Here is a 14,148-nt window from a genome sequence, read left to right as displayed (position 1 = left end):
TTCCCCTTTCAACCGCCGTAAGCTATGCGATGAAGCACCGTTCCCGCAACGCGTTAAGTCCGCGTCTCAGCGCCCGCATTCCGCAGGACGTTGAGGCACAACGCAGGAAAGGGCAGACATCGGTGTCCAACACACCACGCCGCCAAGACTCGGCTACCGGAGCGGACCTCGTCGACGTTCTCGTCTCGCCGACCGCGCGCAACGATCTGGACTTCGCCTCGGTACCCATACACGGGGCAGTCGAGGGGTCCGCGCTTGTCACCGTGTTCGCGGCCGGGCACTGGCCTGGACGTGCATCCCGCGTCACGGTCCTGGTCGGCGGGGACGTCCGCACCCGTATCGTGCTGGCCAGCCGCCTGCTCGCGTTCAACTGCTGGGTGTTGCTGCCGTTGACCGTGATCGCGGCCTGCGCGATCGGTGTTTTCGGGCCGTCGACCTGGCCGGATTCCCTTCTTTCGCTGGCCGCTGTGATCCTTGTGCTCGTCGTGTGCGGCCTGATCGCCTCCGTTTCCAGGCTGGCGAGTTTCCCGCAGTACCCACGTCAGGCGAGTGGCGGCTGGATACGGCTACCACGAGTGGAAAGGCAGCGGGCAGAGACCTGGCTCTCGGCGAACCCGGCCGATCGGCTCAGTCTCGCGGAGCCCATAGTGCGCTCGAAGGGGTGATCGGACGATTCAGTCGACGATCGTCGACGAGTCAGCCTCGGCGTACCACGTGCGTCACTTGCGGCGGCGGGCCTCCCGAGCACGATGGCGGCGGTTGCGGTGCCACTCCTCGGCTCGCGCCTCGATCTCGGCCCAGTGCCGCTCCCGCCGGGCACTGCGTGATTCGAAGAACGGCACGTCGGGATCCTCGTTCCGTACGTCGGCGGGGATCTGCCGCCAGAGGAGCCTGACGTACAACAGCACCCAGATGGCGGTGATCGCGATCCCGGGGCGTGGATCCCTGAAGACCCGGAAGAGCCAGATCGACAGCAGAACCCCTGCGGCGCCGGCCGCGAGGAACAGGAGCGTCTTGGCGAGGAACCGTCCCATGCGCACAGTGTCGCAAGTGGAAGCCATGTGCTGTTTGGACCTGAGCCTCTCCCGCTCGCCTATCCTGCGATCATGGATGACGACGGTACGCAGTCCTATGCACAGCGTATGCGAGCACTGGTCGGCAAGGAGCCGCTGGTGGTCGCCGCCGCCGGTGTGCTCGTCTGGGATGACCGGCAGCGGATCCTGCTCCAGGAGCGCCTCGATGACCGGACTTGGTGCATTCCCGGCGGTGCCGTGGAGCCGGGCGAGCGTCTCGAGGACGCGGCCCGTCGAGAGCTTCGTGAGGAAACCGGCCTCGTCGCCGGAGAGCTGACCCTGCTCTCGGCACGATCGGGCCCAGAATGCCTCCTGGTCTACCCCAACGGCGACCAGTGCCATGTGATCTCGTTGACCTACCGCGCGGAGTCGTGGTCGGGGGAGCTCGACACGTCTGACCCCGAGACGACGGATCTCGGGTTCTACGACCCGCTCGAACTGCCTGAAATGAACGCGTACAACCGGGCTCTCTTCATGCACCTGGCCTCGCAGGGGCACCTGAAGCCGCCAGGAATCGCGCGGAACTGACGGCTCACTTCCGCGTCGGCAGGCCCCATTGGTTGAACTCCCGCCGTAGCCGGGCCGCGGCCTGCCCACCCAGAACCATTCTCACGATGAAGACGAAGTTGACGCGCCACGCCTCGTGGTGGCCTTTGCTGCTGGCGCGGCCGAGTTTCGGCTCGCGCAGGACTCCGTCATCCGCGTAGTCGCTACTGACGATATGGGCCAGCTCGTGCAGACACGCATGCTCGCATCGGGCGGGGGACTGTCGGTCGGTGGCTCCGACCTTGATCTGGCTGCGCCGCGCGTCGGCATGGCTGATCCCGCGTCCGCCGATGATGTGCAGCAGCACGCTGTGTGCCGGGAACGCAGCCCGGAACCATGGCATCTGCTGAATCGTGTCTATGTAGCTGGCGCAGTGCTCGACAGTGATCAGGCGGGCGTCCAACGCCAGGATCGCCGTCGCCAGCGGGCTGATCGGCAGTCCGGCCGCCAGCTGGGCGTCATATGCCGCCTGTTGTAAGCGTGTCAAAGCGTCCTCGTGCTGTACGGATGGCCGACCGTGCTGCGACTGTCACGTCCCATGTGGTCGGCTCGGCGGCGTCAGAGATATTGGCGGATGAGGTCGGCGAGGATCGTGTCGTCGCCGTCGGGCTGGCGGAGGAGTTCGCGTAGTGCGGCCGCGGCGGGGTCGCGCGGATCGAGGCCCGTCTCCGTCGTGGCCGTCTGCCAGGCATGGTCGTCCCCGGCCGCGGCAAGCAGTCGGGTCAGATGCAGCTCGGAACCGTTGCCCACCGCAGGTCGGGACAGGCCGGCGAGAATCGGCGCCCACCCTACGAGGATGGCGGCGTACCGGGCGGTCTCGCATCCGCGCTTGACGACCTCGTCAAGAGCGAAGGACAGCTGCCCGCGCTGGTACTGCAGTAGTACGTAGAAGCGCCAGACGTTGATGAAGACACCGATCCGTTGCGGCGACAGATCCGGTATCGCCTGGACGGCCAGGCTCATCGCCGTGCGTACGCTTTCCAGGTCCTCGATCCGCGACCAGGGCTGTTCGGGCACGTCGGTGAGGAGCTCTGGTTGTGCGAACGATCGCGGCGCCGGGCCATCATAGGGATCGCTCTCGGGCTCCGGTTGTGGGCGTGACGTGGCGCCTGGACGTGGCTGCGGTACGTCGTAGGGCGACGTGTCCGCGGACCTCGTGCCGGGCCGGCGCAGCCAGGGGGAGAGGTGGTCTGCCGCGGCTCGGCCGTGCAGGCTGGGGATGCGGACGGGCAGGTCGATGTAGTCCTCGAGGATGGCCCATCCGTTGTGGCGCAGGTGGCCGTAGGACAGCGGCTCGGCGAGCGCTCGTTCGCGCAGGCCGGTGTGGATGGTTTCGAGCTGGGCGGCTACGGTCGGGGCGTCGTAGGCCAGCACGAAGGTGCATGGCGGCAGCGCGCCGTTCATGAAGACGTGGACGAAGTCCAGCGTCGCGGCGACGATCTCGGGCCGGCAGCGGTCGAGGCCGCGCAGGAAGATGATCACGGATGAGTCGCGGGTGGCGAGACTCAGCAGCGGGCCGACTTCGTCTTCGAGGCGTTCCGCCCGCCCGGCCGGCATCGTCGCGTCGCGTCGGCGGATTCCTGGGCCGAGGACTCCGTCGCGTTGCGAGAGGAGCCAGGTTCCCAGCGTACCTGCTTGTGATATCGCGGAACGGCCGAGGAATCCCAGGACCGCCAGGACGATGACCGCCGTGGGTCCGAGGAGAGTGGACAGGTTGACGGTGCGAATCGCCGTCATGCTGGCGGTGACGACGCCGATGACGATCAGTGCGACAGCCGTGCACAAGGCCAGCGCGCCCATGAGCGTACGCGGAAGGAAGCTGGCCAGGATCCGGCGCCGCAGCGCGAGCGGGTCGATGCGATGCCGGTTGAGGTCGAACCGTAGCCGTTGCACCTGCCCGCCGGGGAGCCGGCGGACGACTCCTTCGACGATTTCCGTGGTCAATCCGTCCCAGAGATGCTCCGGCGTCTCGTAGGTCGACGGATCCAGCATCATCGTCACTGCCGCCGCCGACTCACGACCCGTGAGCGGCTCCATCCTGTACGGCAGTTCGTGCGAATTGAGGAATGGGCGATGCGACTGACGCCATAACCAGAATCTCGTGAGCCGGGTACGGACCTGTCCGCCCTGTGCCCACCGCTTCATCGGGCTGACAGGCTCGTACGCGACGAGGTGGTGAGTGGCGGGTTCGAATGGACTCTCCGGGTCGAGGCGATGACGCAGGCGATACAACAGTGATGTGCCGTGATGACCCGGCGGCGCGTGGATGCCGATCACGGTAGGCGGGAAGCTGCTGAACGCGACCACCGCGTCATACACGAGATCCAGCAACTGGGCATGAGGAAGCTCCTCGTACGCCAGCGGGACATCCTCGGGGCTGAACCCGGTCGGCGCATGGAACTCGGACATGCAAGTGACTCCCTACCTCGCCCGCACAAGAGCCCACCCTCAGGATCCGCAAGCGAGATCCGCCCGGGCCGTCAAGACCCGTCGGCGATCCCGCTGCCAGAGTGACGATATCGGTAAGGCTGAAATCGGTCCGCCGGTTCTGGTCCGGCCGCGGTCCGGGCGAGCCGGCGGGCCAGGCGGCCGAAGGCGTCGACGAGCTCGGCGGGTTCGGCCACCTCGATCTCCGCGTCGAATCGGGCGAGGGCGGCGGCGAGGCTGGTCCAGGACCAGGAGCCGAGGGTGATCCGGCAGCGGTCCGCGCCGAGCGCCTCGACGATCCCGTCGCGCGTGTAGAGGGCCACGGTGGCGGCCGGCAGGTGGAGGATCGCGGTGCCCTGGCAGGGCCAGCCGGCGGTGCCGTCGTCGGCGCCGCGGAATCTGCCGGTGACGAAGGTGGTCACGTCGCCGCCGGGGAGGTCCCGGGGAGTGAAACGGGGTCCGTTGGGGATGCGCAGGGTGATCCGGTCGGCGCGGAAGGTACGCCAGTCCGAGCGGTCGAGGTCCCAGGCGACGAGGTACCAGCGGCCGTCCCAGGTGACGACGTGGTGGGGCTCGACGCGGCGCGGGGGTTTGTCCGGGTTCTCGGGGCCTTCGGGGGTGTAGTCGAAGCGGAGGATCTCGTGGGTTTGCACGGCGGCGCTGATTGCCAGGAGCAGGCCGCGGTCGATCGCGGCGGCCGGTCGGGTGGCGGGCCGTTCGACGGCGGTGATCTGGAGCGCGCCGATGCGGTGCCGGAGCCGGGACGGCATGACCTGCCGGATGGTGGTCAGTGCCCGGGCCGCCGCTTCGCCGAGTCCGTCGCCCAGTGTGGTGGCCGCGGTCTGCAGGGCGATGGTGAGGGCGACGGCCTGGTCGTCGTCGAACAGCAGCGGCGGCAGTTCGGTGCCGGCGCTGAGCCGGTAGCCGCCGTCAGGACCCTTGACGGCGGCGATGGGGTAGCCGAGCTCGCGAAGCCGGTCGACGTCCCGGCGTACGGTGCGCAGGCTGATCTCCAGGCGCTCGGCCAGCAGCGCGCCCGGCCAGTCGCGGCGCGTCTGCAGGAGCGACAACAGGGCCAGCAGTCGACCTGACGTTTTCGGCACGGGTTTGATTCTGCCCCGCAGTAGGTGCCACATCCTGGCACCTACGTCCTCGAACCTTGGTGGTGACGCCGGCCGGACACCGGCCGGGAACAACTCTCACCAGGAGTCTCGATGAGCATCACCACCACCGCCCACCTCAATTTCCGCGGCAACGCCCGGGAGGCGCTGGAGTTCTACCACTCGGTGTTCGGCGGCGAGATCATGGTCGTCACGTACGGCGACTTCGGCATGCCGAAGGAGCTGCCCGACGCCGGCAAGGTCGTCTGGGGCCAGGTCGCGGCCGTCGACGGCTTCCGCGTCATGGCCTACGACGTGCCCAGCCAGGCCGGAGCCGGCGCCGCCACGTCGCCGACGCTGCGGGAGAACGGCATGACGCTGACCGGCGAGCCGTTCTTCCTGTCGGTACGCGGCGAGACCGCCGAAGAAGTGGGCGCGCTGTGGGAGAAGCTGGCCGACGGCGCGACCGTCGTCGAGGCGTTCGGCCCGGTGCGGTGGGCGCCGGCGTTCGGGATGCTGACCGACCGCTTCGGCATTACGTGGATCCTCGACGTCGCCGCCCGGTACGCCGACGCCTGATCCTCGAATCGCGGCGGCGGGACGAGGCAGCGCCGGCCCGGTGGCTTGGTCCCGCCGCCGTCCGCCGTGGACTGATGGATGATCGCGGATGGCTTGGCGGCGCGGGTGGACCACCGTAGGATCGCGGCTGAGCCGTTCCCCGCCCGCACACCGACTCCGGGAGCCTCCGACGCCAGCCGATCTGCTCTACCTCGACACCCTCTCCGTGGCCGGTCTGCTCGACGAGATCGATGTGGTGGCGACGGTCGAAGACGCGTTACGCATGAACGCCGTGGGCGAGACCGTGCTGCCTGCTGAGGCGTACCTCCGCTGGGACGTGGACGACGGCTGGGCGCGGAGCCTGACACTGCCGGCCGCGCTCGGCCGGCCGGCGTACGCGGCAGGAATCAAGGTCATCAATGGGAACGTGGCGAATCCGGGGCGCGGTGTGCCGCGTGCCAGTGGTCTGATCCTGCTTTTCGACGTCGAGACCGCGCAGGTCACGACGATCATGGCGGCCGCGCAGGTGTCGGCGATGCGGACCGCGGCGGTCAGCGTCGCGGCGGTGAAGCGGCTGGCGCCGCGGATTGTGGAGCGCGCGCTGGTGGTCGGGGCGGGGCCGATCGGCGAGGCCCATGCCCGGATGCTCGGCCGAGCCGTCGCCTCGCTGGGGACGATCTGGTCGTATGACGCGGACGGCACCCGGGCGGTGGAGCTGGCGGGGCGCGTAGAGGGTGTCGTGGCGGTCGAGGATTGGCGCTCGGTGGTGGGGCGGGCCGACGTCGTGATCGCGGCGACGACCAGTACGGAGGCCTATCTGCGGCTGGGCGACGTCGCCCCGGGGGCGATCGTGGTCAACGTCGGCCTGGACGACTGCGCCGAGGATCTGCTGCTGGGCGCGGATCATCTCGTCGTGGACAGCTGGGATCTGGTCGCGGATGACAGGAACCGGCTGCTGGGGCGGCTCATCGCCGCCGGCGCGGTTCTGCCTCCGGGCGTGGACGCCGGGACGGGCGGGCGGCAGCGGGTCGCCGGTGAGCTGGGCCGGATCCTCGCGGGCGCGGTCGAGATCGTTCCGAAGCCGGAGCAGCGTGTCGTCGTCAATCCGTTCGGCATGGCCGTGAACGACATCGCCGTGGCGACCGCGGTCGACCGGCTGGCCCGTCGCGGCACGGCCGGGCAGCGGCTGACCCGATAGCCGCCGCCGGCCCCGCCGAAGATCGGTGGCATGCGCTGGTGGGCGGTGGTACCGTCGCCAGATCATCGACAAGGGGAGAATGCTGAATGTCTGTGGCGACGAACGTTCCGCGGCTCCTGCTCGTCGACCCCCGGGTGCTGGCCGATCCGTTCACGGTCTACGGTCAGGCTCGCGAGGAGGCGCCGCTGGTGCGGCTGCTGGCGCCGGGCATACGACCGATCTGGGGCTTCACCCGGCTGGCCGACTGCAAGGCGATGCTGGCCGACCGGCGGTTCGCCGTGACCGAAGAGAGCGAGATCCGGCCCGACATCCCCGATGTGGCGCAGCCGTATCTGGCCGCGATGCATGTGGACGGTGAACGCCACCACCGCCTGCGTTCGATCTGGGCGCCGGCCTTCACCGCCGCCCGCTCGGTGGCGTTCCGGCCGCGGGTCGAGGCGATCGTCGACAGCCTGATCGACGATCTGGAGGCGGCGGCGGCCGACGGCCCGGTCGACCTGCTGGCGGACTTCACCGAGCCGTTCAACGCCGACGTGGTCGTGGAGTTCCTCGGCTTCCCCGTGTCGGACCGGCAGCCCTGGCGCGAGCATGCCCACGCGATGAGTTCCGGGGTGAGCGACGACTACGCGCGAGCCATCGACGCCGTCCTACAGGCCACGAAGGACGCCATCGCGCAGCATCGCGAGCACCCCGCCGACGACCCGATCTCCATGCTGATCCGCGATCAGGCCGACGATCCGCAGCGGCTCAGCGATCTGGAGATGGAGGCGCTGATCTGGGTCACGGTGGCCGCCTCCTCACCCGTGAAGCACTTCCTCGCCAACGCGATCGTGGCCCTGCTGACCAATGTGGACCAATTGGAGCTGCTGCTGGCCGGCGACAGGCTGGCGCCGAACGCGGTCGAGGAGCTCATCCGCTGGAGCGGCCTGAACGTCATCGGCAATCCACGGTACGCGACCGAGAACGTCGACGTGCACGGCGTCGTCATCCAGGCCGGGGATGCCGTCGTGGCCGTTCACGCGTCGGCCAACCGCGATCCGCGGGCGTTCGACCACGCCGACCGCCTGGACGTGACGCGCCCGCTGAAGCCGATGGGGCACCTGGGCTTCGGCTACGGACCGCATGTGTGCACGGGGAACTGGCTGGCCCGGGAGATGAGCGACGTCGCCCTCGTCCGGCTGTTCCAGCGCCTGCCGCGGTTGGCCCTGGCCGTCGACCCGGCGGAGCTGCGCCGCGTACGCGACCCGGGAACGTGGCGGCTCGAATCGCTTCCGGTCACGCTGCACTGAGCGACGTCCGACGCTGCACCGAGCCGGCCTCGCTCAGTCGTCGGCGCAGACGCGGAAGCCGATGTCGTAGCCGGTGTACAGCGGCAGTGAATACAGCCGGCTGTACACCGACAGCCCCATCGCGCTGCAGTCGTTGAAGAACGAGCCGCCCCGGATCGAGATCAGCTCCACCCGGCCGCCGTGCGTGATGATCGCGCGCGACTTGTCCTCCGAGTACGGGTACCGGTGCCAGTTGGTGCTGGTCCACTCCCAGACGTTGCCGGTGATGTCTTCCAGGCCGTACGGGCTGCGGGCGGCCGGGTACGCGCCGATCGGCGTGGTGTCGCCGACGTTCATCGCGTAGTTGCAGTGCTCCGGTGTGGGCGGCTCCTCGCCCCAGGGGTAAGTACGCCCGTCGGTGCCGCGGGCGGCCTTCTCCCATTCGGCTTCGGTGCACAGCCGGGTGCCGGACCAGGCGCAGTAGGCGTCGCAGTCGGCCAGGGACACGTGCGTCACCGGATGGTCTTCCTTACCGGTGACGTCGGAGCCCGGCCCCCGCGGCGTACGCCAGGACGCCCCGGGTGTCTGGATCCACAGCGCGTCGTTGCCGGGGAAGAGGTCTTCCTTCTCGCGGCCGGTCCAGACGTAGCTCTGGCCGTTCTTCTCGGCCACCGTCACGTAGGACGTGGCCTCGACGAAGCGGGCGAAGTCGGCGACCGACACAGGGCGGCGGCCGATGCGGAAGGTGTCCACGTCCACGGTGTGCGCGGGGGAGCACGACCGGGGCCGGCCGTCGGGCCGGGTGCGGTCGGCACCCATCGTGAACGGGCCGCCGGGCACGGTGACCCAGTCGCCGGCCGGACCGCCGCTGTGCGTTTGCGTCTCACTCCGCGCCGATGTGGACATCGAGACCCGCCACCTCCATCTCCGAGTCGAGGTAGTACTGCCGGACGACGCCCAGCGGCGCGAAGCCGCAGCCGATCAGGCGGTCGTGGAACGCGGTGAGGGCTTGCCGGTCGGTGCCGACGCCGGCATCGCGGCGCCATTCCCGGATGCGCAGCTTGCCGAACGTGTAGAGGGCGACCCGCCAGTCGGAGGTCGTGCTGAGGACGTCGCGGGTGGCCTGGGCGACCGGCCACTCGCACAGCACCGCCGTGTTCTGCACCGCTTCCCCGAAGGTCCAGCGGCCGGCGTGCACGCGCAGGTAGACCAGCAGCCGGGTGGCCGCCTCCAGCGCCGAGAGCAACTGGGCGGCCCGCAGCAGCGGCCGGTCCTCGGCCAGGCCCTGCTCGATCGCGAGTTCTTCGGTGTAGTGCGCCCAGCCTTCCACGAATCCGGCCCACAGCCGCAGGCTGCTGCGTACGCCGTGGGTCTGCCGGAAGGCCGCCTCGGTGTGCAGGTAGTGGCCGGCGTACGCCTCGTGGACGGTGAGCATCTCGATCATCGGCAGCGGCCGGTCCGTCCACTGCGGCAGATACAGGTGGTGCGGCTGGCCGCTGCCGGCGAAGGGGCCGGTGACGCCGAATTCGGCCGCGGCGAACATCCGCGGCCGGTGCAGGTAGCGCAGGGGGTTGGCGGTCTCTACGGTCACGACGCCCCGGCCGGCCCAGAAGTCCCGCAGCCGCTCGACGAGGCCCGCCACGCAGTCGACCGCGCCGAGCCCCTGCGCGGGGCGCTCCATCAGGTCGTAGAGGTCGCGGCGGCGGCTCACTCCGTGCTGGGCGGCGAGCGCGTCCAGCGCCGCCACGATGTCGTCGACCTCGGCCTGCGCCTCGTCGATGAGCTCGCCGGTCGACCGGTCGACGCCCTCGCTGACGCGGATCCACTCGCGCAGCCGCTCCGGTCCCAGCATGCCGCCGATGGGGGCGGACTTCTCCACGGCCACAGCGAACTTCTCGACCGCGATCGCCGCCGCCTCCGCGGGACCGGCGAGGTGGGGGGCGCTCATCTCCGGGTGCACGGCGGCGAGCAGTCCGCCGACGTCGCGCAGGTCCGCGGCGAGCGCCCGGGCCAGGTCCAGCGCGTGCAGCCGTTGTCCCACCGGCAGGCTGGGGGCGATCGCCGGCTCGGCTCGTTCCAGGAATGCGGGTACGCCGTCCAGATGCGACCGCAGCGCGTCGATTCTCGCGGCAGGGTCGGCGTACGGCTGCTGGACGTAGCCCCACACATCGGTTTCGCTGAGGCATTCGACGGGGTCGCGGAGCTGCTGGCCGAGAACGCCGACGCGGAACGCCTCCCGGTCGAGCCAGGCCAGGCTGGTACGGACGTCCGCGCGGCGGGCCGGATCGGCGATGACGGCCAGCGGGGCGACGCGGGACCGGTAGTCCGTGAAGTACCCGGCGTCCGGGCGGGCGATGTCGGGGAAGCGGCCGTCGTACTCGTACCGGCCGACTTCGCGTCCCGCATGCGGATGGATCGCGAAGTGGGAGTCGAGGATCTCACGGCTGACCGCGTCGACGTCGGCGGATGTGGGGACCGCCAGCGTCCGGTTCCGTGCGTTCACGGCGTCCGTCACGGCACTGTCTTGTTCGCCGGCATCTGCACCACCCAACTATCTTCGTGGATGCTAGCGGCGGCCCTGGCGGTACGCAAGCACTGCGTTGGCCGCCGGCGGGGTTCGGCGTACGGTGGGGCGAACCGATCGCAGGATGGATGTGTTCATGACTGTCACTGTCCCGGGGAGCGACGTTCCGCGGATGCTCCTGGTCGACCCGGCGGTGCTGCGCGACCCGTTCACCGCCTACGGCGCCGCCCGTGAACAGCATCCGGTCGCCCGGCTGCTCGCGCCCGGCGTCCGTCCGATGTGGGCACTGACCCGCTACCAGGATTCGCGCGCGATGCTGAACTCGCCGCAGTTCCAGTTCACCGTGGACAGTCTCACGATCCGGCCGGACATGCCCGACAGCGGCCTGGCGTACCTGGAGTCGATGCTCATCGACGGCGACGTGCACCGGCGGCTGCGGCGGCTGGTCGCGCCGGCCTTCACGCCGCGCCACGCCGACCGGCTGCGCGAGCCGATGACGGCCATCGTCGACACGTTGCTGGACGAGCTGGAATCCCGCGTGGCCGGCGGGCGGGTGGACATGCTGGAGCACTTCGCGCGGCCGCTGCCGATGGACGTGCTCTGCGGCCTGATGGGCATCCCCGACGATGACCGGCCGCTGTGGCGCTCCTACGGCGCGGCCGTGTCGGTGGGGGAGGGCGACCGGTGGAGCGAGGTGATGCCGGGGGTGCTCGACAGCACCCGGCGGGCGATCGAGGGCCGCCGGGCCGAGCCGGGCGACGACCTCATCTCCGACCTGGTACGCGTCCAGGAAGCCGACGGCGACCGGCTCAGCGACACCGAGATCACCGGCCTGATCTGGCTCATCATGGTGGCCGCGTCCACGACGGCGGACTTCCTCGCCAATGCCGTGCTCGCGCTGCTGACCCACCCGGCCCAGCTGGCGTCGCTGCGCTCGGGGGCGACCCCGATGCCCCGGGCGGTCGAGGAACTGCTGCGCTGGTGCTCGCTGAACGTCATCAGCATCCCCCGGTACGCCAGCGCGGACGTCGAGCTGCTGGGCGTACCGATCCGGGCGGGCGACCCGGTGGTCTCCGTGCTGGTCGCCGCCAACCGCGACCCGCGTGTCTTCGCCGACCCCGACCGGCTCGACTTCGACCGCCCGCCGGGGACGCCCGGCTCGCTGACGTTCGCGCACGGGCCGCACATCTGCATCGGCGCGGCGCTGGCCCGGGTGCTGGTGGACGTCGCCCTCACCCGGCTGCTGGGCCGCTTCCCGGACCTGGCTCTGGGTGTCGACCAGCAGGAACTTCGCCGGATCAAGGACCCGGGGACGTGGCGGCTGGAGTCGCTGCCCATCACTCTCCGACGGCCGGAAAGTCCTTTGTGGATCCTCCGCAATGGACTGGAAACACAGGAAAACCAAGGCGGGCCATCGAAGGGTTGACGTTCGTCGTTCACCATGTGAGGATCAACTTCAATTGTCACTGTGGAAAGGAGGGACACAACATGTACCGGACTGTCCTGTCCCAGCTCATCGACGCTGACGAGTTCGCCGCCCTGACCCCCGATGAGCTTCGGGAGCTGGTGCTCAAGCTGGACGAGCAGATCATGTTCAGCACCAGCGAGGTCGTCGACCCGTACGCCGAGTCCACCATCGCGTGACGTCTGGTTGGTTTCTCGACCTGCTAGAGCCGGGGAACCAACCATTCGCGCGACCTTCACCCGTTGACGGTGGGAGGCCTGCGAAACAGTGACCGCCTCCACTTCTGCTTCGACCAGCCCTGCTCCGGCCAAACCTCGGTGGCTGTTGCGCCGCCCCGATCCGACGGCCGAGTTCCGGCTCTTCTGCTTCCCCTACAGCGGTTGCGGTGCGTCCATGTACCACCGCTGGCCGCGCCGCATCGGGCCGATCGACGTGTGCTTCGTCCAGCCGCCCGGCCGGGAGAGCCGCATCCGCGATCCGCACTTTCAGACCTACGAGGCGTTCGCGCAGTCGATCATCGAGACCGAGACGGACGTGTTCGACGTACCGTTCGGGCTGTTCGGCCACTGCGGCGGCGCGCTCTACGGGGTCGAGCTCGCCCGACAGCTGCACGCCGCCGGCCGCCCGATGCCCCGGCGCCTGTTCATCTCCTCGCAGGTCGCTCCCCAGGACGGCCCGGCCGGGCGGTTCCTGGACCTCGACCGCGAGGGCCTCGCCGAAGAACTGCGGCGGCTGACGGTCAGCCTCGGCGGCCAGCCGTCGCCGCAGCTGATCGAGATGGGCCTCGACCTGCTCATCGCCGACCTGGAGGCCAACCGGCAGTACAAGGTGGCGCAGACACCGTCACTCGCCTGCGGGGTCACCGCCCTCGGCTGGGCCGACGACCACGAGATCCCGGTCGCGTCGATGAGCGGCTGGCGTGACACGACCGCCGACTGCCGTCAGGTGACGCTCGACGGAGGCCACCACACGTTCCTCGAAGGTCCGGCGACCCTGCTCGCCGAGTTCGAACGAGACCTCATCGGAGAACCGCGTCCGTAATGTGAGGCGTCGCGGCGGTCGCGGGTGTGCGACCGGGACGCTACCAGCACCAGCACGAATCAGCGGTTCGACGCGGTGGCCGAAGTCAGCCGCGTGGCCGTGCGGATCAGCGCGGCGAGGGCCAGGGAGCGGCTGTGCGGCGGCCAGGCGATGTGGGTGACGACCGGCGCCGCGTCCGTCAGGGGCACGGCGGCGTGGTCGTGCCATAGCCAGGTGCGGGCGGAGGCGGGGACGACCGCCACGGTGCGCCCGAGGGCGATCAGCTGGGCCAGTTGCGTGTGGTCGTGGACTTCCGGGCCGGGGCCCGGCGCGTACGTGCCGTGCCGTGGCCAGCGGGCCAGCGGAAGATCGGGGATGTCGCTGATGTCGGCCATCGAGAGCGCTGTGCGTGTCGCGAGGGGATGCGCCGCGGGCAGGACCGCGATGCGTCCCTCGGTCTGCAGTTCCTCGCTGTCGAACCCGGCCAGGGAATTGAACGGCACCAGCAGGAGCGCGACGTCGGCGCGGCCGTCGCGGAGCATCTCCTCCTGCTCGGCGAAACCGCCCGCCAGCACTTCGATCTCCGCGGCGTCGGGCTCGGCGGCGTACGCGGCCAGCAGCCTCTGCAGCAGATCGTGGGACGCGGCGGCCTTCACCCCGATGACCAGCCGTTCGCGGGGGCTGCCCGCGCTGTCCGCGAGGCTGGCTCGACGGGTGCGGCGGGCCGCGGCCGCGGTCGCGTCCAGTGCCACGCGGCCCTCGCGCAGCAGCACCTGGCCGGCGCCGGTCAGCTGGACGCCGCGGCGGTCGCGCTCCAGCAGGCAGACGCCGAGGCGCCGCTCGAGTTGCTGGATGGCCCGCGACAGCGGCGGCTGGGCCATGCCCAGCCGGTCGGCGGCGCGACCGAAGTGCAGCTCCTCGGCGACGGCGACGAAATACCTCAGCTCGCGGGTCTCCAAGGTGTCCATG

Annotated in this window: 15 protein-coding genes; 8 read left to right on the top strand and 7 right to left on the bottom strand. The window is 70.0% G+C overall.

Annotation, left to right across the window (positions count from 1 at the left end; genetic code table 11):
• The first annotated feature begins 29 nt into the window (after nucleotides 1–29).
• Nucleotides 30–665, top strand: coding sequence for a hypothetical protein (locus G401_RS0103275; protein ID WP_157545261.1), 636 nt, complete (start codon nucleotides 30–32; stop codon nucleotides 663–665).
• A gap of 54 nt (nucleotides 666–719) precedes the next feature.
• Here G401_RS0103275 and G401_RS0103270 read toward each other — a convergent pair whose 3' ends face one another.
• Nucleotides 720–1,034, bottom strand: coding sequence for a hypothetical protein (locus G401_RS0103270; protein ID WP_027341377.1), 315 nt, complete (start codon nucleotides 1,032–1,034; stop codon nucleotides 720–722).
• 72 nt (nucleotides 1,035–1,106) lie between these two features.
• On the opposite strand from G401_RS0103270, the gene G401_RS43135 reads away from it, so the two are divergent.
• Entirely contained in the window at nucleotides 1,107–1,601 is a 495-nt protein-coding gene (locus G401_RS43135) for an NUDIX hydrolase (RefSeq protein ID WP_064741689.1), read from the top strand.
• A gap of 4 nt (nucleotides 1,602–1,605) precedes the next feature.
• On the opposite strand, the gene G401_RS0103260 is transcribed toward G401_RS43135, so the two are convergent.
• From G401_RS0103260 to G401_RS43130, 3 genes are all read right to left on the bottom strand, one after another.
• Nucleotides 1,606–2,106: a hypothetical protein gene (locus G401_RS0103260; protein ID WP_027341376.1), complete on the bottom strand. Its 501-nt coding sequence runs from the start codon at nucleotides 2,104–2,106 to the stop codon at nucleotides 1,606–1,608.
• 71 nt (nucleotides 2,107–2,177) lie between these two features.
• Nucleotides 2,178–3,614 (bottom strand): P-loop NTPase fold protein, encoded by a 1,437-nt coding sequence (locus G401_RS0103255; RefSeq protein WP_169734137.1) that lies wholly within the window; start codon nucleotides 3,612–3,614, stop codon nucleotides 2,178–2,180.
• Nucleotides 3,615–4,099: 485 nt separating this feature from the next.
• A complete protein-coding gene (locus G401_RS43130) occupies nucleotides 4,100–5,182 on the bottom strand; it encodes a helix-turn-helix transcriptional regulator (RefSeq protein ID WP_456064516.1) in 1,083 nt (360 codons plus the stop codon).
• 78 nt (nucleotides 5,183–5,260) lie between these two features.
• On the opposite strand from G401_RS43130, the gene G401_RS0103245 reads away from it, so the two are divergent.
• From G401_RS0103245 to G401_RS0103235, 3 genes are all read left to right on the top strand, one after another.
• The gene (locus tag G401_RS0103245) at nucleotides 5,261–5,725 is read left to right on the top strand and encodes a VOC family protein (protein WP_027341374.1); all 465 of its coding nucleotides are present in this window, start codon (nucleotides 5,261–5,263) and stop codon (nucleotides 5,723–5,725) included.
• Nucleotides 5,726–5,930: 205 nt separating this feature from the next.
• Entirely contained in the window at nucleotides 5,931–6,902 is a 972-nt protein-coding gene (locus G401_RS0103240; protein WP_051366071.1) for an ornithine cyclodeaminase family protein, read from the top strand.
• Nucleotides 6,903–6,988: 86 nt separating this feature from the next.
• Nucleotides 6,989–8,191: a cytochrome P450 gene (locus tag G401_RS0103235; protein WP_027341372.1), complete on the top strand. Its 1,203-nt coding sequence runs from the start codon at nucleotides 6,989–6,991 to the stop codon at nucleotides 8,189–8,191.
• Between the two features lie 33 nt (nucleotides 8,192–8,224).
• On the opposite strand, the gene G401_RS43125 is transcribed toward G401_RS0103235, so the two are convergent.
• Both G401_RS43125 and G401_RS0103225 read right to left on the bottom strand, forming a co-directional pair.
• Nucleotides 8,225–9,076, bottom strand: coding sequence for a formylglycine-generating enzyme family protein (locus G401_RS43125; protein WP_051366070.1), 852 nt, complete (start codon nucleotides 9,074–9,076; stop codon nucleotides 8,225–8,227).
• Complete coding sequence (locus G401_RS0103225; RefSeq protein ID WP_027341371.1) at nucleotides 9,054–10,685, bottom strand: DUF885 family protein; 1,632 nt, start codon at nucleotides 10,683–10,685, stop codon at nucleotides 9,054–9,056. Before G401_RS0103225 ends, G401_RS43125 begins: the two co-directional genes overlap by 23 nt.
• A 145-nt stretch (nucleotides 10,686–10,830) precedes the next feature.
• On the opposite strand from G401_RS0103225, the gene G401_RS43120 reads away from it, so the two are divergent.
• From G401_RS43120 to G401_RS0103210, 3 genes are all read left to right on the top strand, one after another.
• Nucleotides 10,831–12,120: a cytochrome P450 family protein gene (locus G401_RS43120; protein ID WP_084556823.1), complete on the top strand. Its 1,290-nt coding sequence runs from the start codon at nucleotides 10,831–10,833 to the stop codon at nucleotides 12,118–12,120.
• 62 nt (nucleotides 12,121–12,182) lie between these two features.
• Nucleotides 12,183–12,338, top strand: a complete 156-nt coding sequence (locus G401_RS55560; protein WP_157545255.1) for a hypothetical protein — start codon at nucleotides 12,183–12,185, stop codon at nucleotides 12,336–12,338.
• 88 nt (nucleotides 12,339–12,426) lie between these two features.
• Nucleotides 12,427–13,200, top strand: a complete 774-nt coding sequence (locus tag G401_RS0103210) for a thioesterase II family protein (protein WP_051366069.1) — start codon at nucleotides 12,427–12,429, stop codon at nucleotides 13,198–13,200.
• Between the two features lie 59 nt (nucleotides 13,201–13,259).
• Here the strand turns inward: G401_RS0103210 and G401_RS0103205 are convergent, their stop codons facing one another.
• Nucleotides 13,260–14,138: a LysR family transcriptional regulator gene (locus G401_RS0103205; RefSeq protein ID WP_281174135.1), complete on the bottom strand. Its 879-nt coding sequence runs from the start codon at nucleotides 14,136–14,138 to the stop codon at nucleotides 13,260–13,262.
• Nucleotides 14,139–14,148 lie beyond the last annotated feature (10 nt).

The organism is Hamadaea tsunoensis DSM 44101 (assembly GCF_000428945.1).
Taxonomy (GTDB): Bacteria; Actinomycetota; Actinomycetes; order Mycobacteriales; family Micromonosporaceae; genus Hamadaea; species Hamadaea tsunoensis.
This window is presented reverse-complemented; position numbering and strand designations above follow the sequence as displayed.